Here is a 22,852-nt window from a genome sequence, read left to right on the forward strand (position 1 = left end):
CCACGGCCGCGCCGCACGCCGCGAACGCGTGATCCCTCGGTCCGGGGTCTATCCTCGCCGGGTGAGTGTCCGGGACCGCCTGCTGTCCGACCCCCGCTGGGGCCGGGCGCTCGAGCTCGCCCGGTTCCTGACCGTCGGCGGCGTCGCGTTCGTCGTCGACGTGGGTCTGTACAACCTGCTGAGGTTCGGACCGAACGAGCTGCTGGGCGCCAAGCCCATCACCGCGAAGGTCGTGGCGACGATCGTCGCGACGCTCGTCTCGTGGGCCGGCAACCGGCTGTGGACGTTCTCGTCGCAACGCACCGCGCAGCGCGGCCGAGAGCTGCTGCTGTTCGCCGTGGTCAACGCGCTCGCGCTGGTCATCGGCGCCGCCCCGCTCGCGGTCTCGCAGTACGTGCTGCACCTGGACGGCCCGCTGCCGGACAACATCGCCAACTTCATCGGCATCGCGCTCGGCACGGTGCTGCGCTACGTCGGCTACAAGCGTTGGGTGTTCACGGGCGCCGACGAGGCGCTCGACGAGCACCGCGTCACCGAGGTCGCGGTCGCGCTGGCCGTGCAGCCGGTCATCCCGATGGTCGCGGTCGAGGCGCTCGAAGAGCACGAACACTGACGCCGGGAGGCCTGACTGCTACGGCACGTCGGCCTGGACCATCCGCCCGCGACCGGTCGCGACGAGCGGGCCGTCGGACGCCGGCACGAACGCCGCCTGCCCCGCGCTCAGGCGCAGAGCTCCGTCGTGCTCGCCGCGGACCTCGACGTCGCCCTCGAGGCACAGCACGATGCGCGGGCCACGGCCGGGTACACGCGCCTCGTCGTCGGTCGTCAGGTGCGTGACCGACAGCTCGAAGTCGTCGACCGGGGCGTAGAAGACGTCGGTCGAGGTGAACACGTGCTCGGGCGCGATGCGGATGGGCGGGGCGGCGACCGTGTCGACCGTCTCGAGCAGCTCGGCGACATCGACGTGCTTGGGGGTCAGGCCCGCCCGCAGGACGTTGTCGGAGTTCGCCATCAGCTCGACGGCGAAGCCCTCGAGGTAGGAGTGCACCGCTCCCGCCGGGACGAACAGCACCTCACCGGGCTGCAGCGTGACCGGGTTGAGCAGCACGGACGTGACCGCACCCGGGTCGCCCGGGTACTGCGCGTGCAGGCGGATCACCGTGCGGTCCGTGCGGGGCGACGGCGAGCCGGCATCGAGTCGTTGCTGGCAGGCACGCGCCAGCTCGGCGACGTCGTCGGCATGCGGGCGGGTCCCGGGCGCGAGCAGCCACTGGAACGCGTCACGCACACCTTGCGGGGACGGGTCGCCGATCAGGAGCTTGTGGAGCTGTTCGGCGAGCGCCGACTCCAGACCGGTCAGGAGCTCGGCCGCCCGCCGGGGTGCCCGGAAGCCGACCATCGCCTCGAGCCTGGTCAGCGCGAACACGAGCTCCGGCTTGTGGTTGCGGTCCCGGTAGCTGCGGTGCGGTGCGTCGATCGGCACGCCGGCCGCGCTCTCGCGCTCGAAGCCGTCGCGGGCGCGGGCGCGCGACGGGTGCACCTGCAGCGAGACGGGCGAGGCCGCCGCGATGAGCTTGAGCAGGTACGGCAGCTGCTCGCCGAACCGCGCCACCACGTCGTCACCCAGCACGCCGTGCGGGTCCGCCGCGACCAGCGCGTCCAGCGTCGGCTCGCTCGCGCCGCTCAGCACCGCGGGCGCCGACGGGTGCGCGCCGAACCACGCCTCCGAGACCGGGCGGTCGGTGACCTCGATGCCCAGCAGCTGCGGGATGTGCTGGCTCGAGCCCCACGCGTAGTGCTGGATCGCGGGTGCGAGGCGGTACATGCGCTTCCTTCCGGGCCGGGCGCGAGTCCCCACACACTACCGGTGACGCCGACCATGGCCGACGATCGGCCGACGCTGTCGACGAGCGGCCGACGAGCTGCCGACGATTCTGGCGCCGGACGTCAGCGACGCCGGCGGTCCGGCCGCGCCGAGACCACCGCGCCGAGCGGCAGCACGACGTCGGGCCGCATCGAGGCGGGCACCCCGGACAGGAACAGCGCGAACACCGCCGGGCGCCGCTGCGCGAGCTCGAGCCGCCCGCCGTCGGCCGAGGCCAGGTCCCGCGCGAGCGCGAGCCCCAGACCGGTGCCCTTGCCGGACGTCACCTCGCGCTCGAAGATCCGGCCGGCGAGCTCGTCGGGCACGCCCTGACCCTCGTCGGCGACCTCGACGACGACCGCACCCGAGGGTCCGCCGACGCGCGAGCGCACGGTCGTCGTCCCCGCGCCGTGCCGCAGGGAGTTCTCGATGAGGGTCGCGAGGACCTGGGCGAGCGCCCCGGGCGTCGCGAGCACCTGCGTCGCGCGGTCGACCTCGACGACGAGCGAACGCCCGACGGCCTCGAACGTCGGCGCCCACTCCTCCTCCTGCTGGTGCACGACCTCGAGGAGATGGATGGCCTCGGTCGTGCCGCCCTGAGCGCGGCGCGAGGCCATCAGCAGGTCGTCGACGACGCGGACGAGCCGCTCGACCTGCTCGAGGCTGATCCGTGCCTCCTCGCGCACGGCCTCGTCCTGCGTCGCGAGCGTGATCTCCTCTAGCCGCATCGACAGCGCCGTCAGCGGCGTGCGCAGCTGGTGCGACGCGTCGGCGGCGAACTGCCGCTCGGCCGCGAGGCGTGAGGCCATCCGGTCGGCCGAGCGCGCGAGCTCGGACGCGACGAGGTCGATCTCCTCCACGCCGGACGGCTCGAGGCGCGGACGGACCTGCCCCGAGCCGAGCTGTTCCGCGGACGCCGCGAGGTACACGAGCGGTGCCGCGAGCCGGTTCGCCTGCCAGATCGCCATCGCGATGCCCGCCGCGAACGCGACCACCGCCGCGACCACGACGAGCAGGATCACGCGCGCGCTCATCCAGAACACGGACCACCAGGACACGTAGACGAGCACGAGCGCTCCGGTGTCGGAGATCGCGCGCACGGACAGGCTCCGGCCCGAGACACGCTCACCCGCCTGGTAGATCTGCCCGTCGGGCGTGCGGACCACCACGGAGGCGGGCAGCTCGCCCTCCTCGTCCGCGTACGGCTCGAACATCCGGTCGCTGAGCTCGACGCCCTGCTCGGTGCGGAAGTCGACCGCACGCGCGGCCGAGTCGGCCCGGGTCTCGAGCCGCTGCACCTCGTTGGTGCGCACGAGCTGGGCACCAAGGAACGCGAGCGGGAAGCCCAGCAGCACCACCGCGACGGTCACGGCCGCGATGGTCGCCTGCAGGACGCGACGTCGCACGGGCGCTAGGGCCGATCGGCGAGGGGCACCGCGCCCGACTCGAACCGGAAGCCCATGCCGCGCACGGTCGTCACGTAACGGGGCGCGTTCGCGTCGTCACCGAGCTTGCGGCGCAGCCACGACACGTGCATGTCGAGCGTCTTGGTCGAGCCCGTCGGGTCCGAGTCCCACACCTCGCGCATGAGCGTCTCGCGCGCGACGACGAGGCCCGCCGACCCGACGAGCACGCGCAGCAGGTCGAACTCCTTGGCGGTCAGGTGCAGCTCTCGCTCGGCCTGGAAGGCGCGGTGGGCGGCGACGTCGACGCGCACGTCCTGCGCGCGCAGCTCGTCCTCGTCGGACGGGTCGCCCGACGCCCGCCGCAGCAGCGCACGCACGCGCGCGAGCAGCTCGGCGAGCCGGAACGGCTTGGTCACGTAGTCGTCGGCTCCCGCGTCGAGCCCGACGACGAGATCGACCTCGTCCGCGCGCGCCGTGAGCACCAGGACGGGCACGGTCAGGCCCTGGTGGCGGATCGCACGGGCCACGTCGAGCCCGTCCATGTCCGGCAGGCCCAGGTCCAGCACGACGAGGTCCGCGGCCGCGGCTCCGTCGATCGCCCCTTGACCCGTGCCTTGCACGCGCACGTCATAGCCTTCACGTCCGAGTGCACGAGCCAAAGGCTCGGCAATCGCGGGATCGTCCTCGGCCAGCAGCACCAGGGTCATTCGCCCATGCTAGGTCACGACCCGGTATCCCTCGCCAGTGCACCGCGCGATCTGCGCCCACGGGTGGAGCCCGACGCCGCGAGCTCCGTCCCCGGGACCATGGCCACGGGCGCCAGCAGCCCTACGCTCGACGACATGTGGGAGCGCGCGCTGCGATGGGAGGACACCCACCGCCTCGTCGTCGACGCGTTGCTCGCCGCGATGCTCGCGCTCGTCCTCGTGCCCGCCGGGCTCGCGGTGGGCGTGCTGGGGTCCGAAGCCGCGGGCGGGTGGTGGTCGGTCGCGCTCGTCGTACCGCTCGCGTGGCGCCGCGTGCGGCCGACGGCCTCGGCCGCCGCGGTCTACGCGGTCGGCCTCACCCACCTGGTCTACGGGCCCGCGATCCTGCCGGCCGACCTCGCGGTGCTCGTCGCGCTGTACTCGGTGACGGTGCACGGCCCCCGCTGGGCGCACCGCACCGCGATCGCGCTCGCACTCGTCGCGTCGACCGTGGTCCCGGCCGTCGTCCTGGACGCCTTCTACGATCCCGCGGGCGCGATCGTCCTGGCGCTGCTCATCGCGACGTCGTCGCTCGCGGCGTGGGCGTTCGGGCTCGTCCGGCGCGCCCGGCGCGAGACGCTCGAGGCGCTCGTCGACCGCGCGCAGCGGCTCGAGGTCGAACGCGACCAGCAGGCGCTCATCGCGACCGCGGCCGAACGCGCACGCATCGCACGCGAGATGCACGACATCGTCGCCCACTCGCTCAGCGTGATGATCGCGCAGGCCGACGGCGGCCGGTACGCCGCGCAGGCGGACCCGGCCGCGGCCACCCGCGCGCTGGGGACGATCGGCGAGACGGGCCGTGCGGCCCTGACCGACATGCGACGCCTGCTCGGCGTGCTGCGCAGCGACGCCGGCACGGACACCCGGGCGGGCGAGCGTCCAGGGGTCCTGCCCGCGCACACGTCCGACGAGCCCGAGGCCGGGGCCGGCGGCACCACGCCCCAGCCGAGCGAGGCCCAGATCCCCCAGCTCGTCGAGCAGGTGCAGGCGAGCGGCGCGCACGTCTCGTTCGTGCGGCTCGGGACACCTCGCTCGCTGCCGCCGGGGGTCGGGCTGACGGTCTACCGGATCGCGCAGGAGGCGCTGACGAACGTGCTCAAGCACGCCGGCCCGGGGCCGCGGGTCACGGTCGTCGTGCAGTGGCGGCCCGAGTCGATCGAGCTCGACGTCGCCGACGACGGCCGCGGCGCCTCGGCCGTGTCGGACGGGCTCGGGAACGGCCTGCGCGGCATGCAGGAGCGCGCGACGATGTTCGGGGGCACCGTGACCGTCGGCCCGCGCCCGGGCGGCGGCTTCCGCGTCCGTGCCCACATCCCGACCCCCGGCGGCATTCCCGCGTCCCGGGACGACCATGAGGAGAGCCCGTCGTGACCACGACGAACGACACCGCGCCCGGCACCGCCCGCCCCATCCGGGTCGCGCTGGTCGACGACCAGCAGCTGGTCCGTGCCGGCTTCCGCATGGTGATCGACTCGCAGCCCGACCTGGAGGTCGTCGCGGAGGCCGGCGACGGCGCACAGGCCGTGCGCGTGCTGGACCCGGCCGCCCGCACCGCGCTCGGCGGCGTCGACGTCGTGCTGATGGACGTCCGGATGCCGACGATGGACGGGCTCGAGGCGACCGAGCACATCGTCGCGCGCGGCACCGACGCCGAGCCCGCGCCCCGGGTCATCGTGCTCACGACGTTCGACCTCGACGAGTACGTGCTCGCGGCGATCCGCGCCGGTGCGAGCGGCTTCCTGCTCAAGGACGCACCGCCCGAGGAGATGCTCGCCGCGATCCGCACGGTCCACCACGGCGACGCCGTGATCGCGCCGTCCTCGACGCGGCGCCTCATCGAGCACCTGGTCACCGCGCTGCCGGCCGCGAGCGCCGACGGCGACGAGTCCCCCGCGACCATCGCCGTCGCCGAGCTCACCGAACGCGAGCGCGAGGTGCTCGTGCTGATGGCGCGCGGCCGGTCCAACACCGAGATCGGGCACGACCTGTTCGTCGCCGAGGCGACCGTCAAGACGCACGTCGGGCGGATCCTGGCCAAGCTCGGCGCGCGCGACCGCGTGCAGGCCGTCGTCACCGCCTACGAGGCCGGCCTCGTGCGACCCGGGTCCTGACGGGATCCGCCCCGGGGATGACCGGGGCCGCCGCGGGACCGGACCACGGGGCGACGCGGACCGGTCGGGGCCGCTCGTAGCGTCGAGGCATCGTCGGAGAACCGATCGCCGTACCGCCTCAGGAGGACCACGTGGCCGCGAGCCCGTCCCAGACCACAGCCACCACCGCGTCCAGCGCGCGCGGCCTGACCAAGACCTACGGGTCGGGCGCCGCCGCCGTGCGCGCGCTCGACGGTGTCGACGTCGACTTCGCCGCGGGTGCGTTCACCGCGATCATGGGCCCCTCCGGCTCGGGCAAGTCGACGCTCATGCACCTGCTCGCGGGCCTGGACCAGGCGACCGCCGGGACGGTCACGCTGGGCGGCACCGACGTCACGCGCCTGGACGACGACGCGCTCACGCGGCTGCGTCGCGACCGGGTCGGCTTCGTGTTCCAGTCGTTCAACCTGCTGCCGATGTTCACCGCCGAGCAGAACATCCTGCTGCCGCTCGAGCTGGCCGGCACCCGGCCGGACCGCGAGTGGCTCGACCTGCTGGTCGCGACGCTCGGGCTCGGTCAGCGGCTCACGCACCGGCCGAGCGAGCTGTCGGGCGGCCAGCAGCAGCGTGTCGCGATCGCCCGGGCCCTGATCGCCCGGCCCGACGTGGTGTTCGCCGACGAGCCCACGGGCAACCTCGACTCGCGCTCGGGTGCCGAGGTCCTGAGCTTCCTGCGCCGCTCGGTGCGCGAGCTCGGCCGCACGGTCGTCATGGTCACGCACGACCCGACGGCCGCGGCGTACGCGGACCGCGTCGTGCTGCTGGCCGACGGTCGCATCGCGGGTGACATCGCCGACCCGACCCCCGAGTCGGTGCTCGCCGGGCTGGACGCGCTGCGCGCGCTCGACGCGCCCGCCGCCGAGGCGGTGGCGTCCTGATGCTGCGCCTCACACTGGCGCAGATGCGCCGCAGCCTGGGCCGCCTGCTCGCCGCGGGGATCGCGGTCGCGATCGGCACCGCGTTCGTCGCGGCGACGCTCCTGGCGGGCGGTGTCATCACGCGCACGAGCTACGACGCCGTCACGGCGGGCCTCGCGCACGCCGACCTCGTCGTGCGCGGCTCGGACGCCGCGAGCCAGGTGGCCGAGATCCGCGCGGTCCCGGGCGTCGCGGCGGCCGACCCGCTGGTCAGCGGGTCCGTGCTGGTCGCCGACGGCGCGCGCCGCGTCGTCCAGACGATCGTGCCGAACGCATCGGCGCCCAGCCTCTCGACGCTCGACGTGTCGCCGGGCGCGGTCCCGGCCGCGGACGACGAGATCGCGCTGCCCGCCTCGACGCTCGAACGCCTGGACGTCACCGTCGGCGACACCGTCGAGCTCTCCTGGACGGACTGGGACGACGACGGGTCCTCGACCCAGCGCACGCAGGACGTGCGGGTCGTCGGCGTCGCCGTCGACCCGGCGGGCGCGTGGACCCAGTACGGCGGCGCCGCGCTCGCGACCCCGTCCGCCGTGGCCGGGTGGAGCGACGTCGACGACCTCGGCGACATCGGGTACGGGGTCGTCGTCGCGACCACGGGGGACGTCGCGACCGTCCAGTCGGCCGTGCAGGCCGCGGTGCAGGGTGACGCGACCGTGATGAGCCGGGACGACGCCGCCCGGGCGCAGATCGACGAGATCTCGTCCGACGGCAACATCCTCGTCGGCGTCGTGCTCGGCTTCGCGGCCGTCGCCCTCCTGGTGGCGGCGCTCGTCATCGCCAACACGTTCCAGGTGCTCGTCGCGCAGCGCACCCGCACGCTCGCGCTGCTGCGCTGCGTCGGCGCCGTCCGCGGCCAGCTGCGCCGTTCGGTCCTTCTGGAGGCGGGCATCCTCGGCCTCGGGGCCTCGCTGATCGGGTTGCTCACGGGCGCGGCGCTCGCCCAGGGCGCGCTCGTCGTGCTCGGCCGGATGGATCTCGACGCACCGCTGCCCGGCACGGTCACGGTCACCGCCCCGGTCGTCCTGTGGCCGCTGCTCGTCGGCGTCGCGGTGACCGTGCTGGCCTCGCTCGTGCCGGCCCGCGCGGCGACGCAGGTCTCACCGATCGCCGCGCTGCGGCCCACCGAGGCGCCTTCCGCGGCGTCGCGCGCCGGTCGCGTCCGGCTGGCCTTCTCGCTGCTCCTCGCGGTGGGCGGCGGCGTCGCGCTCGCGCTCGTCGCCGCGGCCGCACTGAGCGGGAAGGTCGACGTCATGCTGGCCCTGGCGACGGGGGTCCTGTTCGGCGCCGTGTCGTTCGTCGGCGTGCTCGTCGGGGCCGTGTTCTGGGTGCCGAAGGTCGTCGCGCTCGTCGGACGCCTGCTCGCGCGCGCCAACGCGACCGCGCGGCTCGCCGCGGCCAACACCGTCCGCAACCCGCGCCGCACGGCCGCCACCAGCACCGCGTTGCTGATCGGCGTGACGCTCGTGGCGATGATGAGCACGGGCGCCGCCACCGCGCGCTCGTCGCTCGGGCACGAGCTGACGTCGCGCTACCCGGTCGACGTCCAGGTCGCGACGATGACGGGTGACACGGGCACCGACGTCGCGGCGACTCTCGCGACCGTCGAGCAGGTCGACGGCGTCGCGCTGGCGGTCGAGGTCCCGCACGCGACCGTCGCGGTGAGCGACTCCGCGACGGACGCGTCGGTGCAGTCCTGGTACGAGGCCTACGCGGTGACCGACGACGTGCGCGCCGTCGTGCGCGACGACGCCGTGCTCGAGCCCGTCGCGGACGGCACGATCGTGCTGCCGCACCGCGCCGAACCGGGCCTCGAGCAGGTCGTCGTGCGGACGGTCGACCCGACCACCGGCGAGACCTCGGGAGACCCGGTCACGCTCGCGACCGCGGTCGTCGAGCGGCAGGGCACCAACGCGTACCTCACCCCGACGACCTTCGGCACGCTCGCGCCGGGCGCGTCGGCCGACACCATCTGGGTGCGCATCTCCGACGACGCCGACGCGGCCGCCGTGACGTCCGACATCCGCGACTCGCTCGCGGATGTACCCGTGGTCATCACGAGCCCGTCCGCCGACCGCGCACAGGCGGAGCGGATCATCGACACGCTGCTCGCGATCGTCGTCGGGCTCCTCGCGGTGGCCGTGCTGATCGCGCTCATCGGGGTCGCCAACACGCTGTCGCTGTCGGTGATCGAGCGCCGCCGCGAGTCGGCCACGCTGCGGGCGATCGGCCTGTCGCGGCGCAGCCTGCGCCGGATGCTGGCGATCGAGGGCCTGCTGATAGCGGGGGTCGGCGCGGTGTTCGGCGCCGGGCTGGGGCTGCTGTACGGCTGGGCCGGTGCCGCCGTGGTGTTCGGCGGCATGGGCGAGCTGCGCCTGACCGTGCCGTGGGCCGACCTGACCCTCGTGCTCGGGGTCGCGCTCGTGGCCGGGCTGCTCGCCTCGGTCCTGCCGGGCCGCGCCGCGGCCCGCACCTCCCCCGTCGCCGCCCTCGCCGTGGACTGACGGTGGACTGAGGGTGGAATGAAGGTGGACTGACGGACCCTGGGTCGCCGGAGGGGGCGGCTCAGCTCGTCGGGTTCCTGCTGTCCTTCGTCCCTGCCGGCACGCCAGTGGTGGCGGAGACGACCGGGGGCAGCAGGAGCCCGACGCCCACGACGAACGCGACGACGAGCACCGCGACGACCGCGACCACGACCGTGCTCGCACCCTCGGCCAGCGCGGTGCTCAGCCAGCCCAGCGCGAGCACGACGAGCAGCACCTGCCACGTCATCACGGGGGCCCGGCCCCAGCGCCGTCCTTGCCACAACCCGCGCGCGGCGGCCACCAGCAGTGCGCCGATGCCCAGCACGAACACCGCGAGGAATGCGGTCGCCCCCGGCGACTGCACACCCCCGGTCACGAGGTCGACGAACCACGCCACCCCGAGCCCGACGAGCATCGCCGACTCGAGCAGGATCAGCAGGCACACGAGCGCGAGCAGCGCCGGACGCCGGCGGGCCTCGTCGTCGAGCCCGACGGTCCGCGGCGTGTCGTCGTCGGGAGGGGTAGCGGAGGTCACGCGCAGAGCCTACGGCCGCGTCCGCGACCTCCCGTCGGACGTGACGCTTACCACACCGTGGACGATGCTTGATCTGGACACACGATCAGTTCGAGCGATCGCGGCCCCCACGGAGGCGTTTACACCGTGTTTCCCGTGTGCGCCAGTGTGACGAACGCCTCAGTCGTTACGTAGTCGAAACGTTCTCGTAACCCCTTGTGCGAATCGTCCGACGATGTGACTCTGGATCAAGTAGTTCAGCAGCCTCCCCCCCACACCACTTCGTACGCCGTCCCGTGCGCCCGCGAACCGGGCCCTCGTAGACCGCCTACGCCCAAGGAGAGATCTCATGGATTGGCGCCACCGCGCAGCGTGTCTCGACGAGGACCCCGAGCTGTTCTTCCCCATCGGCAACACCGGTCCCGCCCTGCTGCAGATCGACGAGGCGAAGGCCGTGTGCCGTCGCTGCGACGTCGTCGACACCTGCCTGAAGTGGGCGATCGAGACCGGTCAGGACGCCGGCGTCTGGGGCGGGCTCTCCGAGGACGAGCGCCGCGCGCTCAAGCGCCGCACCGCGCGTCAGCGCCGCGCCGGCTGAACCAGCGCGTCAGCACGAGCCGCACGCGAGGGCCGGACCACTGTGGTCCGGCCCTCGCGGCGTCTTCCCGTCGAGCCGGCCCGTACCGTCCGGACATGTCACGGCAGGCACACGTCGCGGCTAGTGCACGTCGTGGCTGGTGCACGTCGTGGCTAGTACATGGCGTCGCGCTGGGCGCGCAGCCGGGCCGTGACGACCACGGTCGTGCCGCCGGTCTCGCGGTCGAGCCACTCGATCGTCCCGCGCAGCTCGTTGGTCACGAGCGTCTGCACGATCTGCGTGCCCAGGCCCGTCCCGGCGCCGCGCCCGGCGGGCAGACCCGCGCCGTCGTCGGTGACCTCGATGCGCAGCTCGTCGCCGTCGCGCTGCACGTCGACGACGACCGTGCCCGACTCACGCCCCGCGAACCCGTGCTCGACGGCGTTGGTCACCAGCTCGGTGAGCACGAGCGCGAGCGCCGTGGCGTCCTCGGCCGGGATCGAACCGAACGTGCCGGCGACGGTCGTGCGCACGTGCGTGCCCGCGGACGCGGCGTCCGCGGCCAGCCGCAGGCTGCGCCCGACGAGGTCGTCGAACGGCACGGTCTCGTCGATCGTCTGGGACAGCTGCTCGTGCACGAGGGCGATCGTCGCGACGCGGCGCATCGCCTCCGCGAGCGCGTCGCGCGCCTCGGGCGACGTCATGCGGCGCGACTGCAGGCGCAGCAGCGCGGCCACCGTCTGCAGGTTGTTCTTCACGCGGTGGTGGATCTCGCGGATCGTCGCGTCCTTGGTGATGAGCTCGCGCTCCCGACGACGCAGCTCCGAGACGTCGCGGCACAGCAGCACGGCGCCGACGCGGTGCCCGGCCTCGGTGAGCGGCACCGCGCGCAACGACAGCGCGACGCCGCGCGCCTCGATGTCCGTACGCCACGGCGCACGGCCCATCAGCACCAACGGCATCGACTCGTCGACGGTCGCCCGCTGCTCGATGAGGTCCGTCGTCACCTGCACCAACGAGCGGCCGACGAGGTCGCCGAGCGCGCCGAGCCGGTGGAAGCAGGACAACGCGTTCGGCGACGCGTAGAGCACCTCGCCCTCGGAGTTGAGCCGCACGAGTCCGTCACCCACGCGCGGCGCACCCCGGCGTGGGCCGGTCGGCGCGTCCGGCGCGGGGAACTCGCCGTGCGCGATCATCGCGAAGATGTCGTCGGCTGCCTCGACGTAGTTGAGCTCGAGCCGGCTGGGCGTACGGGTGCCCCCGAGGTTCGTCTGACGTGCGATGACCGCGAACGCGACCCCGGCGCGGACCACAGGGACGGCCTCCTCGCGCACCGCGTACGACCCGAACCAGCGCGGTTCGCGCGAACGCTGCTGACGCCTCTCGTCGAGCGCGCGCCGCAGCTGCTCGGACTGGCCCTCCGGCGCCGTCGAGCCGACCACGTCGTCGTAGTGCACCGTCGCACCCGTCGACGGCCGGCACTGCGCGATCGCGGTGAACCGACCGTCCGCGCCCGGCAGCCACAGCACGAGATCGGCGAACGCCAGGTCCGACGCCACCTGCCAGTCGCCGACGAGCAGGTGGAGCCACTCGAGGTCGGCGGGGGCGAGCGGACCGTGGCGCTCGACGAGCGCGGTGAGCGTGGACACCCGCACAGCGTAGGCGCGCGACTAGGCTCGCTTCGAAGCGTCCGCGCGCCACGGGGACGCCAGCCAGGGAAGGGGCCCTGTCGTGCACCTCACCGAGACGCTCCGCCTCTCCGCGGACCCGGTGACCGTCGCCCGGCTGCTCGCCGACCCCGAGTACGCACGGGCCGCCGTGCGCGCCTCGGGTGCGCTCGACGAGCACGTCGACGTGACCGGCGACGCCGACGGCGCATTCACGGTCACGACGAGACGTTCGCTGCCGACCGACCAGATCCCCTCGCACGTGCGCGGCTTCGTCGGGTCGCGGCTCGACGTCCGGCAGGTCGCGGCGTGGGAGGCACCCGGCGGTGCGGGCGAGCGCATCGGCACGGTCGTCGTCGAGATCGCCGGCGCGCCCGTACGGATGCACGGCACCACCGCGCTCGCGGCCTCGCCCGACGGTGGCACCCTCGTGCGGTACGACGGCGACCTGCGCGCCGCGATCCCGCTGTTCGGCTCGACCGTCGAGCAGGCGGCGGCAGGGGCGATCCGCGCGGCGATGGTCGCCGAGGCCGCCGAGGCGCAGCGCTGGCTCTCGACCGAGAGCTGAGCCACGTCCGGATCAGGACCGGACGGAATCGGACGGCGCTCGGCCGAACGGGTGAGTTCCCGGCCGCGCCGGCACATCACGACACGGGGCTCCGGTTCCTAACGATTCGGTAACACGCGCAATCACGAAAGTGGCTCTGACCTGCGGTGATGCCACCGTGGGATCGCTCCCGTGGTAGCGATCCCACGGGAGATCCTTGACACACGCGCGCCGGACGACAACAGTCTCCTTCCAGCGCGTGGGAACGCTCCCGCAGACTGCGGAGGGGAGCGCTCCCAAGCCGGGTCATCGACCCAAGCCCCACGCCGACGGGCACCGTCCGCCGGCACGGCACCCAGGTACGGCATCGATGCCGTCCGACTGACAAGGGAGTCACAGTGCGCAAGCCCACCCGCAAGTTCCTGGCCATCACGGCCGGGCTCGCGAGCGTTGCCCTCCTCGCCGCCGGCTGTTCGTCCGACGACGGCGACGACAACACGCCGTCCGAGACCGGCGACACCACCACCGCGCCGGTGTCCGACGACCCGGTGACGATCAAGATCCAGACGTTCAACGAGTTCGGCTACGCCGACCTGTTCGACGAGTACATGAAGGAGCACCCGAACGTCACGATCGTCCACAACAAGGCGGACACGTCGGACAACGCCCGCGCGGCCGTCCAGACGTCGATCGCCACGGACACCGTGACCGACGACATCGTCGCTGCGGACGTCGACTGGATGCCCGAGCTCATCGCGTCCTCCGACTTCTTCGCGGACCTCGGCACCGACTCGGTCGACGGCCGCTGGCCCGACTGGAAGAACGCCCTCGCGACGACGCCCGACGGCAAGCTCATCGGCTACGGCACGGACTCGGGCCCCGAGGCCGTCTGCTACCGCAAGGACCTGTTCGAGGCCGCCGGTCTCCCGACCGACCGCGACGAGGTCTCCAAGCTGCTCACGGGCACGTGGGACAACTACTTCACGGTCGGCGCGCAGTTCATGGAGAAGGCGCCCGCCGGTACGGCGTGGTTCGACTCGATCGCCGCCCTCTCGCAGGCCATGGTCAACCAGCTCGACGCCCCGTTCGAGGACCCGGCCACCGACGAGATCACGGCGACCGGCCCCGACTCGCAGGTCAAGCCGGTCTTCGACGTGCTGACCTCGGACAAGGTGCTCGCCCAGTCCGCGCACCTCGGCCAGTGGAGCGACCCGTGGTTCAAGGCGTTCGCCGGTGACACGTTCGCGACGCAGATCTGCCCGCCGTGGATGACGCAGATCATCGCCGGCAACGCGCCCGACCAGACCAACTGGGACGTCGCCGACGCCCTGCCCGGTGGCGCCTCCAACTGGGGTGGCTCCTACCTGCTGGTTCCCGCCGGTGGCGAGAACGTCGAGGCTGCCACGGCGCTCGCCGACTGGCTGACCGCTCCCGAGCAGGCCGCCAAGGTGTTCGTCGAGTACGGCAACTTCCCGAGCCAGACCGACGCCACGACCGACCCCTCGGTGACCGGCAAGACGGACGACTACTTCGGCGGTGCCCCGACCGGCCAGATCTTCTCCAACCGGTTCGCGCCGATCTCGAAGCAGCCGTTCCGCGGTTCGCACTACTTCCCGATCAGCTCCGCGCTGTCCGACGCGTACTCGCGCGTCGACGTGGACAAGACCGACGACGCCGCGTCGTCGTGGGAGAAGTTCGTGACGGCGGTCAACGACCTGCAGTGACCGTATGAGGTGAACACGCCCGGGGCCGGGGACCAGCTCCCCGGCCCCGGGCGTACCCTCCACCGGCCGCACTCCCTCCGGCTCGAAGGACCGTCATGACCAGCACACAGCTCCCCGCCGTCGGCCGGCCCCCCGCCGACGGTCGAGAGCTTCGTCCACCCCGCCGCGTCGGCTTCTCGCAGACGCTCGGCCGCTGGGACGTCAAGCTCTCGCCTTACCTCTACATCTCCCCGTTCTTCATCCTCTTCGTCGTCACCGGTCTGTTCCCCCTGCTGTACACCGGTTGGGTCTCGATCAACGAGTGGGACCTGCTCAAGGGTCAGGGCGACTTCGCAGGGTTCGACAACTACGCGAACGTGCTGCAGTCGGCGATCTTCTGGAAGTCGCTGCGCAACACCATCAGCATCTTCCTGCTCAGCTCTGTACCGCAGATCATCATCGCGCTGTTCATCGCCGCGGTGCTCGACGCGAACATCCGCGCCCGCACCTTCTGGCGCATGGGCGTCCTGGTGCCGTACGTCGTCGCCCCTGTCGCCGTGGCGCTGATCTTCGGCCAGGTCTTCGCCGACGTCGGCGGCATCGCCAACACGGTGCTCGACAAGTTCGGTGTCGACCCCGTCGGGTGGCACTCGCAGGTCCTGCCCAGCCACTTCGCCATCGCGACGATGGTGAACTACCGCTGGACCGGCTACAACACGCTGATCTTCCTCGCCGCGATGCAGGCGGTCCCGCGTGATCTCTACGAGGCCGCGCTGATCGACGGTGCCGGCCGGATTCGGCAGTTCTTCTCCGTCACCATCCCGATGCTGCGCCCGACGATGATCTTCGTGATCATCACGTCGACCATCGGTGGCCTGCAGATCTTCGACGAGCCTCGCATGATGGACCAGTTCGGCCGCGGCGGCTCCGACCAGCAGTACCTCACGGTGACGAACTACGTCTACCAGCTCGGGTGGACCAACAAGAACTTCGGGCGCGCGGCTGCGGCCGCCTGGCTGCTGTTCCTGCTGATCATGGTGGTCAGCATGGTCAACTACTTCCTCACCCGCAGGATCTCGTCGGCCGAGCAGATGACCAAGAACGTGAAGCGGAAGAAGGTCCGGTCATGAGCGCGCCCTCCGTCGCGTCCGTCGAGCAGTTCGCCGGCAAGGGTGCCGCGCGGGCCGCGGCTCGCAAGCGGGGTCGCGTCGGCGGCTCGGACCGCCGTCCCAGGTGGCTCACGTACGTCATCCTCGGCATCACGCTCCTGGTCGCGTTCTACCCGCTGTACTACGCCTTCCTCCTGGCGTCGTCGACGGCTCCGGACATCGCCCGGAACCCGATCCCGTCGCTGATCCCGGGCACGCACCTCTGGGAGAACATCCAGCGCGTGCTCGATGCCGACATCGGCTTCTGGAACGCGGTCCGCAACTCGATCGTCGTCGCCGTCGTGCAGTCGGCCTCGGTCGTGCTGTTCTCGACGCTCGCCGGGTTCGCGTTCGCCAAGCTGCGGTTCCGCGGTCGCGGTCCGCTGCTCGTCTTCGTGATCGCGACGACCGCGGTGCCCACCCAGCTCGGTGTCATCCCGCTGTTCCTCGTGATGAAGCAGCTGCACTGGATCGGGGACCTCAAGGCGGTCATCGTGCCGGGCCTCGTCACGGCGTTCGGCGTGTTCTGGATGACGCAGTACCTCGAAGGTGCACTGCCCTACGAGCTCGTCGAGGCCGCCCGTGTCGACGGGGCGTCGATGATCCGGACGTTCTGGAGCATCGCGCTCCCGGCCGCCCGGCCTGCCGCGACGATGCTCGCGCTGTTCACCTTCGTCGCGTCGTGGACCAACTTCTTCTGGCCGTTCATCATCCTCGGCTCGTCGAACCCGACGCTCCCCGTGGCGCTGCAGCTCCTGCAGGCCACGTTCTTCAAGGACCTGGCGCTCATCATGGCGGGCGTCGTGCTCTCCGTGATCCCGCTGCTGCTGCTGTTCGTCGTCGCCGGCAAGCAGCTCGTCGCGGGCATCATGCAGGGCGCTATCAAGGGCTGAGAACCCATCCGGACGGGAGGCCCCGGCGCGCGATACTCTGCGCGCCGGGCCGCCCGGCCCCGGTCGCCGTGCGCTCAGCGCGGCCCAAGAGAGGGATCCAGACATGATCGTCGACGACTCGCCCCCCGGTCTGGGGACGACGATCCTCGAGGAGACGGGGCGTACCGGCGTGTTCGTGTCGGCGCACACCGCGCCGACACTCGAGCAGGTCGCCGAGCGCGCGGGCGTCTCACGGTCGACCGCGTCGCGGGCGATCAACGGAGGCCTGCGCGTCTCCCCCGACGCGCTCGCCGCGGTCGAGGCCGCGGTCGCCGAGCTCGGCTACACACCCAACCGTGCTGCGCGTTCGCTGGTCACCAAGCGCACCGACTCGATCGCGCTCGTCATCCCCGAACCCGACGAGCGTGTGCTCTCCGACCCGTTCTTCGCGGGCACGCTCAACGGTCTGAGCTCGTCGCTCGCCGAGTCCGACATCCAGCTCGTCCTGGTCATCGCACGCCCCGGCGACAGCGACCGCACCGTGCGGTTCCTGCGCAACGGTCACGTCGACGGGGCCGTGGTCGTCTCGCACCACCGGTCCGACGCCCTCGACCACGCACTCGCGTCGTCGCACGTGCCCAACGTCTTCGTCGGCCGGCCGGTCTCGGGTGCGGGCAACGTCCGCTACGTCGACACCGACAACGTCGAGGGCGGCCGCCTCGCGACGCAGCACCTGGTCGACCGCGGCTGCCGCCGGATCGCGACCATCGCGGGTCCGCAGGACATGTCCGCGGGCATCGACCGACTCGTCGGCTGGCGCACCGCGATGGCGGCGGCCGGTCTGTCCGACGACCTCGTCGTGCACGGCGACTTCACGCTTGCCTCAGGGGCCCAGGCCGCGCGGGAGCTGCTCGCACTCGCGCCGGACATCGACGGTCTGTTCATCGCCTCGGACCTCATGGCCGCCGGTGCGCTCGGCGTGCTCACCGACCTCGGCCGGGACGTGCCGAACGACATCGCGGTCGTCGGGTACGACAACATCGGCGTCTCGGCGACGACGAAGCCGCCGCTGACCACGGTCGTGCAGCCCGTCGCCGCGATGGCGCGCGCCGCCGGTGCGCGGCTGCTCGCCCAGCTGCAGGGTGACGACCCCTCCCCCGTGGAGCCGCTGATCTTCGCGCCCGAGCTCGTGGTGCGTGACTCCGCCTGAGGCCGACGAGGCTGAGTGGGGCGGCACGAGGCCGAACGAGGCGGCACGAGGACGGTCCCGACCGATGAGACGACCGCGTCCGCGAACGGGCCTTCGACCGGGCACGACGCGGTGACCGGTGGCACAGTGTCCGCCGTGGCATCACCGTTGATCACCGCACAGTCCCAGCTCGCCTCCGCCGTCGAGATCCTGGGGTACGACCCCGGGCTGCACGCGATGCTCGCCGCCCCGCGCCGGGAGATGAACGTCGCCGTACCGCTGCGCCGGGACTCCGGCGAGATCGTGCTGTTCCGCGGCTACCGCGTGCAGCACAACATCTCGCGCGGGCCCGGCAAGGGCGGGCTGCGCTACGCGTCGTCGGTCGACATCGACGAGGTCCGCGCGCTCGCGATGTGGATGACCTGGAAGTGCGCGGTCGTCGACGTGCCCTACGGCGGTGCCAAGGGCGGCGTGACGATCGACCCGCGCGAGTACAGCTCCGCCGAGCTCGAGCGGGTCACCCGCCGCTACACGAGCGAGATCATGCCGATCATCGGACCCGAGCGGGACATCATGGCGCCGGACATCGGTACCGACGAGCAGACGATGGCCTGGGTCATGGACACCTACTCGGTGAACCAGGGCTACACGATCCCCGCCGTGACCACCGGCAAGCCGCTGCCCGTCGGAGGCTCGCTGGGCCGTGCGACCGCGACCGGCCGCGGCGTCGTGCACGCGACGGTCGCCGCCCTCGCAGATGCCGGCGCCTCCCTCCACGAGGTACGCGCTGCCGTGCAGGGCTTCGGCAAGGTGGGCTCGCACGCGGCGCGCTTCCTGCACGACGGCGGGGCCCGCGTGGTCGCGGTCTCCGACGAGATCGGCGGCATCCGGGCCGACGACGGGCTCGACATCCCCGCGCTCATGCGTCACGTCGCCGACGGCGGCCGGCTCGTGGACTTCCCCGGCGGTGAGCACGTCTCCAACACCGACCTGCTCGCGCTCGACGTCGACGTGCTCATCCCGGCAGCCGTCGAGGGGGTGCTCGACGAGACGACCGCGGGCACGGTCAAGGCGCACTGGGTCGTCGAGGCCGCGAACGGACCGACGACCACCGAGGGCGACCGCGTGCTCGCCGAACGTGGCGTCGTCGTGGTGCCGGACATCCTCGCGAACGCGGGCGGTGTCGTCGTGTCGTACTTCGAGTGGGTGCAGGCGAACCAGGCGTACTGGTGGACCGAGGACGAGATCGTCGAGCGCCTCGCGCAACGGATGCAGGCGTCCTACGCCGCGGTCGCGACGACGGCCCGCGCGCAGGGGCTCTCGCTGCGCGACGCCGCCCTCGTCATCGGCGTGCAGCGGGTGGCGCAGGCGCACCAGATCCGCGGCCTGTACCCGTGATCGGGCACGATCCCGCGCAGCGCCCCTGATCAGGCGGGCGTCTCGGGGACCGCCGGGTGCAGCACCAGCGCGGCGGTGTCGTCGGCCACGAGTTCGACGGACCCCGGCTCCTCGCCGGGGCGGACGTCGAGCGACCGACCGACCAGCGCGAGCATGTCCTGCTCGCGGCGCATCGCCGCCGGTGGACCCGCCATGAGCGTGGAGACCATCGGGCCGAACGTCAGGCGATCGCCCTCGACCGAGAACGTGCCGCGCACCCGGTTGACCCCGCCGGTGCCGTAGACCTGGCCGTCGCCGTCGAACGTCAGCTCGGCGACGCGCGGCGGCTCGTCGTGACCCCAGCCGCCGTCGTCGTCCACCCAGACGGCCGCTCCCGGCGCCGGAACCACCGTCACCCGCCAGGTCCCCACCAGTCGCAGCATGGGGCGATCATCGCACCGTGCCGGTTCAGCCGCGCGGCTGGCGTTCCGCCCAGGCCTCGAGGGTCGTGCGCGGCCCGGTGTAGAACGGCACCTCCTCGCGCACGTGCAGGCGCGCCTCGACCGCGCGCAGCTCGCGCATGAGGTCGACGATGCGGTGCAGCTCGGCCGCCTCGAACGCCAGCAACCACTCGTAGTCGCCCAGCGCGAACGCCGAGACGGTGTTCGCGCGCACGTCCGCGTACTCGCGCGCCGCGTGCCCGTGCTCGACGAGCATGCGGCGACGGTCGTCGGCCGGGAGCACGTACCAGTCGTACGAACGCACGAACGGGTACACGCACAGGTAGTCGCCCGGCTCCTCCCCTGCGAGGAACGCGGGCACGTGGGCCCGGTTGAACTCGGCCGCGCGGTGCAGCCCGACGACCGACCACACCGGCAGCAGGTGGCGGCCCAGCTCGCTCGCGCGCAGGCGCTGGTAGGCGCCCTGGACCTGCTCGACCGTCTCGGCGTGCCACCACACCATGAGGTCCGCATCGGCGCGCAGGCCCGCGACGTCGTACCAGCCGCGCACGACGAGGCCGGCGTCGCTGCCCACGGCGGCCTGCGCCTGCGCGATCAGCGCGGCACGTTCGTCGTCGTCCTGCGGGAGCACCTCCTCGAGCGCGAACACGGACCACATGGTGTACCGGATCGTGTCGTTGAGCGCCTCAGCGTCGTGGGCGGGTGCGGCGGGATGGCTCACAGCGGGTCCTTCCGGGACGGTGTCGTGGGTTCGGCGGCTCGACGGGCGAGTTGCGGGTCTCAGAGCTGAGGGTCTCAGCGCTGCGGGTCTCAGAGCAGTGGGTCGACGCCGCACGTGGTGGGCCGGCCCGAGTCCACACCCGCCTGCCGACGGCAGCATCCGGGCGGGCAGACGTCGTGCCACGCCGGGAGGTCTCCGACGGTCGCGCGCGGGACGGTCGGTCCGCCCGCGTCGGTCGCCCGCGCGGCCGCTGCGCGTTCGAGCACCAGGTCGACGAGCCCGCGCACGAACGGCTCGCGCGTACCGACGGAGTCGGCCCGCACCGCCTCGAGCCCGAGCTCGGTGGCGGTCGCCATCGCCTCGGTGTCGAGGTCGTAGACGACCTCCATGTGGTCGGAGACGAATCCGATCGGCGAGAGCACGACGGCCCGCACGCCACGCTGCGCGAGCACGGCCAGGTGGTCGTTGACGTCCGGCTCGAGCCACGGCTGACTCGGCGGGCCGGAGCGCGAGCAGTAGGCGAGGTCCCACTCGACGGGCCGACCCAGGCGCTCCGCGACCCCTGCCGCGACGCTCGCGGCGACGTCGAGGTGCTGCTCCCGGTAGGACGGGGCGGCCAGCGCCGAGCCGGCCTCCATCGCGTCGGGGATCGAGTGCGTGACGAACACGACGCGCGCGTCCGGGGGAACCTGGTCGAACGCCTCGACGACCGCGTCGACGTTCGCCGCGACGAAGCCCGGGTGGTTGAAGTACGGCCGCACCTTGTCGACGACCAGCGGGTGCTCACCCGGCTGCCCCAGCTCGGTGCCGAGCGTCTCGAGCGCCTGCCAGAAGTCCTCGCGGTACTGCCGGCAGCCGGAGTAGGACCCGTACGCACTGGTCACGAGCGCGAGCACGCGCCGAGCGCCGTCGGCGTGGGCCGCCGCGAACGCGTCCTTGGTGTACGGGCTCCAGTTCCGGTTGCCCCACACCACGGGCAGGTCGATCCCCCGCCGCTCGAGCTCAGTCGCCAGCGCCTTCTGCAGCGCGAGGTTCTGCCCGTTGATCGGGCTCGCCCCGCCGAAGTGCAGGTAGTGCTCCGCGACCTCGGCGAGCCGCTCGTCGGGGATGCCCTTGCCCGCCGTGACGTTGCGCAGGAACGGCATCACGTCGTCGGGGCCGTCGGGACCGCCGAACGACGCGAGCACGAGCGCGTCGTACGGCCGGACATCCGGCCGGTCCTGAGACCGGTCCTGAGGCCGGTCCTGAGGGCGGTCCCGGAGGTCGGTGGGCACGGACGTGTGGGGGGCGGGCGTCGTCGCGGGCACCACCCGATCATCGCACCGCCCCACGACCCGACCCGCCCCCGGACCCCGCCCTCCCGCGTGACATTGACCAGACACTCCGTCAGAACCCCGGGACGGGGAAGGGCCCCGCCGCAGTGGCGGGGCCCTTCCTGGGTGACGGCGTACTCAGCCCTTGACGGCACCACCCAGACCAGCGCCACGGAGGAACATGCGCTGGAAGATCAGGAACATCGCGATCGGGATCAGCGTCGAGATCGCCAGCGCCGCCATCAGCGTGCCCTTGTCGACGTCCTTCATCGCCTGCAGGTACACGGAGAGGGTCATGACGTCCTGCGACCTCAGGACCAGGAACGGCCACAGGAAGTCCTTCCAGGACGCGATGACCGCGAACACGGACACCACGCCGACGATCGGCTTGCTCATCGGCAGGACGATCGACCAGAACAGCCGGAAGGGGCCGGCGCCGTCGACCCGCGCTGCCTCGAAGATCTCCCGAGGCAGCGAGTCGAAGAAGCGTGCGACGAGCACGACATTGAACGCGCTCGCCCCGGCGGGCAGCCACACCGCGAAGAAGTTGTTGATCAGCGACCCGCCGATCGGCGGGTTCACGATGATCTTGTACAGCGGGATGAGCAGGACGACGGCGGGCACGAAGAGCGTCGCGAGCACAGCCCAGTTCAGCACCTTGGACCACTTCGGCCGCAGCACGGAGAGGACGAACCCGCCGGTCGTCGCCACGAGGACCTGGACGAACCACGAGCCCAGCGCCACCCACACGGTATTCATGAAGAACTGACCGATGTGGTACCGGTTCCATGCCTGGTCGATGTTCCTCATCGTGAGGCCCTCGGGAATCAGCGCCATCGGGTTCGACTGGATCTCCTGCGTCGGCGTGAACGCGAACTTCGCAAGCAGCAGCAACGGCCCGAGGCACCAGACCAGGAGCAGCACCAGGAGCAGGAAGTGCATCGAGCGCCAGGTCCACCTGACCTGCGTCCGGCGCCAGTCGGCGGTCGAGAGCGCGCCGCGGTCGGGCTCGGAGCCGGATCCGCCACGCGGCCGCCGGCGACCGCGGATCGTCGCGGCCAGCACCGCGCCGGGCGCGCCGACGCGTGCGATCGACGACTGCGTCACGGGTGCGAGCGGCGCGGACCCGGTGCCGTCGGTGTGGGAGTCGGT

21 protein-coding genes are annotated in these 22,852 nt (G+C 72.5%); 12 read left to right on the forward strand and 9 right to left on the reverse strand.

The window, feature by feature from the left end; genetic code table 11:
• The first annotated feature begins 61 nt into the window (after positions 1–61).
• Complete coding sequence (locus CCO02nite_RS09255) at positions 62–613, forward strand: GtrA family protein (protein ID WP_146842841.1); 552 nt, start codon at positions 62–64, stop codon at positions 611–613.
• 18 nt (positions 614–631) lie between these two features.
• Here the strand turns inward: CCO02nite_RS09255 and manA are convergent, their stop codons facing one another.
• The 3 genes from manA to CCO02nite_RS09270 all read right to left on the reverse strand — a co-directional run bounded on the left by manA (position 632) and on the right by CCO02nite_RS09270 (position 3,977).
• Positions 632–1,825, reverse strand: a complete 1,194-nt coding sequence (gene manA, locus CCO02nite_RS09260) for a mannose-6-phosphate isomerase, class I (RefSeq protein WP_146842842.1) — start codon at positions 1,823–1,825, stop codon at positions 632–634.
• A 122-nt stretch (positions 1,826–1,947) separates the two neighbouring features.
• On the reverse strand, positions 1,948–3,270 hold the full coding sequence (locus tag CCO02nite_RS09265) for a sensor histidine kinase (RefSeq protein WP_146842843.1): 1,323 nt from the start codon (positions 3,268–3,270) through the stop codon (positions 1,948–1,950).
• Between the two features lie 5 nt (positions 3,271–3,275).
• A complete protein-coding gene (locus tag CCO02nite_RS09270) occupies positions 3,276–3,977 on the reverse strand; it encodes a response regulator transcription factor (RefSeq protein ID WP_146842844.1) in 702 nt (233 codons plus the stop codon).
• 135 nt (positions 3,978–4,112) lie between these two features.
• On the opposite strand from CCO02nite_RS09270, the gene CCO02nite_RS09275 reads away from it, so the two are divergent.
• The 4 genes from CCO02nite_RS09275 to CCO02nite_RS09290 all read left to right on the forward strand — a co-directional run bounded on the left by CCO02nite_RS09275 (position 4,113) and on the right by CCO02nite_RS09290 (position 9,590).
• Complete coding sequence (locus tag CCO02nite_RS09275) at positions 4,113–5,390, forward strand: sensor histidine kinase (RefSeq protein ID WP_146842845.1); 1,278 nt, start codon at positions 4,113–4,115, stop codon at positions 5,388–5,390.
• Positions 5,387–6,130 carry a response regulator gene (locus CCO02nite_RS09280; protein ID WP_146842846.1) on the forward strand — a complete coding sequence of 248 codons (744 nt, stop codon included), beginning with the start codon at positions 5,387–5,389 and terminating at the stop codon, positions 6,128–6,130. Before CCO02nite_RS09275 ends, CCO02nite_RS09280 begins: the two co-directional genes overlap by 4 nt.
• A 131-nt stretch (positions 6,131–6,261) precedes the next feature.
• The gene (locus CCO02nite_RS09285) at positions 6,262–7,047 is read left to right on the forward strand and encodes an ABC transporter ATP-binding protein (protein ID WP_146842847.1); all 786 of its coding nucleotides are present in this window, start codon (positions 6,262–6,264) and stop codon (positions 7,045–7,047) included.
• Positions 7,048–7,070: 23 nt separating this feature from the next.
• Positions 7,071–9,590: an ABC transporter permease gene (locus CCO02nite_RS09290; protein WP_246117457.1), complete on the forward strand. Its 2,520-nt coding sequence runs from the start codon at positions 7,071–7,073 to the stop codon at positions 9,588–9,590.
• Between the two features lie 61 nt (positions 9,591–9,651).
• Here the strand turns inward: CCO02nite_RS09290 and CCO02nite_RS09295 are convergent, their stop codons facing one another.
• Positions 9,652–10,146, reverse strand: coding sequence for a hypothetical protein (locus tag CCO02nite_RS09295; RefSeq protein WP_246117458.1), 495 nt, complete (start codon positions 10,144–10,146; stop codon positions 9,652–9,654).
• Positions 10,147–10,474: 328 nt separating this feature from the next.
• On the opposite strand from CCO02nite_RS09295, the gene CCO02nite_RS09300 reads away from it, so the two are divergent.
• On the forward strand, positions 10,475–10,723 hold the full coding sequence (locus tag CCO02nite_RS09300) for a WhiB family transcriptional regulator (protein WP_013771685.1): 249 nt from the start codon (positions 10,475–10,477) through the stop codon (positions 10,721–10,723).
• Between the two features lie 152 nt (positions 10,724–10,875).
• On the opposite strand, the gene CCO02nite_RS09305 is transcribed toward CCO02nite_RS09300, so the two are convergent.
• Positions 10,876–12,351: a sensor histidine kinase gene (locus CCO02nite_RS09305; RefSeq protein WP_146842849.1), complete on the reverse strand. Its 1,476-nt coding sequence runs from the start codon at positions 12,349–12,351 to the stop codon at positions 10,876–10,878.
• 82 nt (positions 12,352–12,433) lie between these two features.
• On the opposite strand from CCO02nite_RS09305, the gene CCO02nite_RS09310 reads away from it, so the two are divergent.
• The 6 genes from CCO02nite_RS09310 (at position 12,434) to CCO02nite_RS09335 (ending at position 19,226) form a co-directional block, all read left to right on the forward strand.
• Positions 12,434–12,937 (forward strand): DUF2505 domain-containing protein, encoded by a 504-nt coding sequence (locus CCO02nite_RS09310; RefSeq protein ID WP_146842850.1) that lies wholly within the window; start codon positions 12,434–12,436, stop codon positions 12,935–12,937.
• A 377-nt stretch (positions 12,938–13,314) separates the two neighbouring features.
• Entirely contained in the window at positions 13,315–14,640 is a 1,326-nt protein-coding gene (locus CCO02nite_RS09315) for an ABC transporter substrate-binding protein (RefSeq protein ID WP_146842851.1), read from the forward strand.
• Between the two features lie 95 nt (positions 14,641–14,735).
• Complete coding sequence (locus CCO02nite_RS09320; RefSeq protein ID WP_146842852.1) at positions 14,736–15,749, forward strand: carbohydrate ABC transporter permease; 1,014 nt, start codon at positions 14,736–14,738, stop codon at positions 15,747–15,749.
• A complete protein-coding gene (locus CCO02nite_RS09325) occupies positions 15,746–16,660 on the forward strand; it encodes a carbohydrate ABC transporter permease (protein ID WP_146842853.1) in 915 nt (304 codons plus the stop codon). Before CCO02nite_RS09320 ends, CCO02nite_RS09325 begins: the two co-directional genes overlap by 4 nt.
• Before the next feature lie 103 nt (positions 16,661–16,763).
• Complete coding sequence (locus tag CCO02nite_RS09330) at positions 16,764–17,849, forward strand: LacI family DNA-binding transcriptional regulator (protein ID WP_146842854.1); 1,086 nt, start codon at positions 16,764–16,766, stop codon at positions 17,847–17,849.
• A gap of 126 nt (positions 17,850–17,975) precedes the next feature.
• Entirely contained in the window at positions 17,976–19,226 is a 1,251-nt protein-coding gene (locus CCO02nite_RS09335; RefSeq protein WP_146842855.1) for a Glu/Leu/Phe/Val family dehydrogenase, read from the forward strand.
• A gap of 29 nt (positions 19,227–19,255) precedes the next feature.
• Here the strand turns inward: CCO02nite_RS09335 and CCO02nite_RS09340 are convergent, their stop codons facing one another.
• From CCO02nite_RS09340 to CCO02nite_RS09355, 4 genes are all read right to left on the reverse strand, one after another.
• A complete protein-coding gene (locus tag CCO02nite_RS09340) occupies positions 19,256–19,648 on the reverse strand; it encodes an META domain-containing protein (protein WP_146842856.1) in 393 nt (130 codons plus the stop codon).
• 25 nt (positions 19,649–19,673) lie between these two features.
• Positions 19,674–20,387 carry a hydrogen peroxide-dependent heme synthase gene (gene hemQ / locus CCO02nite_RS09345; protein WP_371862499.1) on the reverse strand — a complete coding sequence of 238 codons (714 nt, stop codon included), beginning with the start codon at positions 20,385–20,387 and terminating at the stop codon, positions 19,674–19,676.
• Positions 20,388–20,476: 89 nt separating this feature from the next.
• On the reverse strand, positions 20,477–21,574 hold the full coding sequence (locus tag CCO02nite_RS09350) for a ferrochelatase (protein WP_246117459.1): 1,098 nt from the start codon (positions 21,572–21,574) through the stop codon (positions 20,477–20,479).
• A 264-nt stretch (positions 21,575–21,838) separates the two neighbouring features.
• Complete coding sequence (locus tag CCO02nite_RS09355; RefSeq protein ID WP_146842905.1) at positions 21,839–22,807, reverse strand: carbohydrate ABC transporter permease; 969 nt, start codon at positions 22,805–22,807, stop codon at positions 21,839–21,841.
• Between the last annotated feature and the right edge of the window lie 45 nt (positions 22,808–22,852).

The sequence above is a fragment of the Cellulomonas composti genome, from assembly GCF_007990245.1.
Lineage (GTDB): Bacteria > Actinomycetota > Actinomycetes > Actinomycetales > Cellulomonadaceae > Cellulomonas > Cellulomonas composti.

What these genes read in the sequence shown, in the direction of transcription:
- manA (WP_146842842.1), bottom strand. Translation starts at nt 1,825, where the DNA reads ATGTACCGCCTCGCACCCGCGATCCAGCACTACGCGTGGGGCTCGAGC.
- CCO02nite_RS09270 (WP_146842844.1), bottom strand. Translation starts at nt 3,977, where the DNA reads ATGACCCTGGTGCTGCTGGCCGAGGACGATCCCGCGATTGCCGAGCCT.
- CCO02nite_RS09275 (WP_146842845.1), top strand. Translation starts at nt 4,113, where the DNA reads ATGTGGGAGCGCGCGCTGCGATGGGAGGACACCCACCGCCTCGTCGTC.
- CCO02nite_RS09290 (WP_246117457.1), top strand. Translation starts at nt 7,071, where the DNA reads ATGCGCCGCAGCCTGGGCCGCCTGCTCGCCGCGGGGATCGCGGTCGCG.
- CCO02nite_RS09300 (WP_013771685.1), top strand. Translation starts at nt 10,475, where the DNA reads ATGGATTGGCGCCACCGCGCAGCGTGTCTCGACGAGGACCCCGAGCTG.
- CCO02nite_RS09320 (WP_146842852.1), top strand. Translation starts at nt 14,736, where the DNA reads ATGACCAGCACACAGCTCCCCGCCGTCGGCCGGCCCCCCGCCGACGGT.
- CCO02nite_RS09325 (WP_146842853.1), top strand. Translation starts at nt 15,746, where the DNA reads ATGAGCGCGCCCTCCGTCGCGTCCGTCGAGCAGTTCGCCGGCAAGGGT.
- CCO02nite_RS09330 (WP_146842854.1), top strand. Translation starts at nt 16,764, where the DNA reads ATGATCGTCGACGACTCGCCCCCCGGTCTGGGGACGACGATCCTCGAG.
- CCO02nite_RS09340 (WP_146842856.1), bottom strand. Translation starts at nt 19,648, where the DNA reads ATGCTGCGACTGGTGGGGACCTGGCGGGTGACGGTGGTTCCGGCGCCG.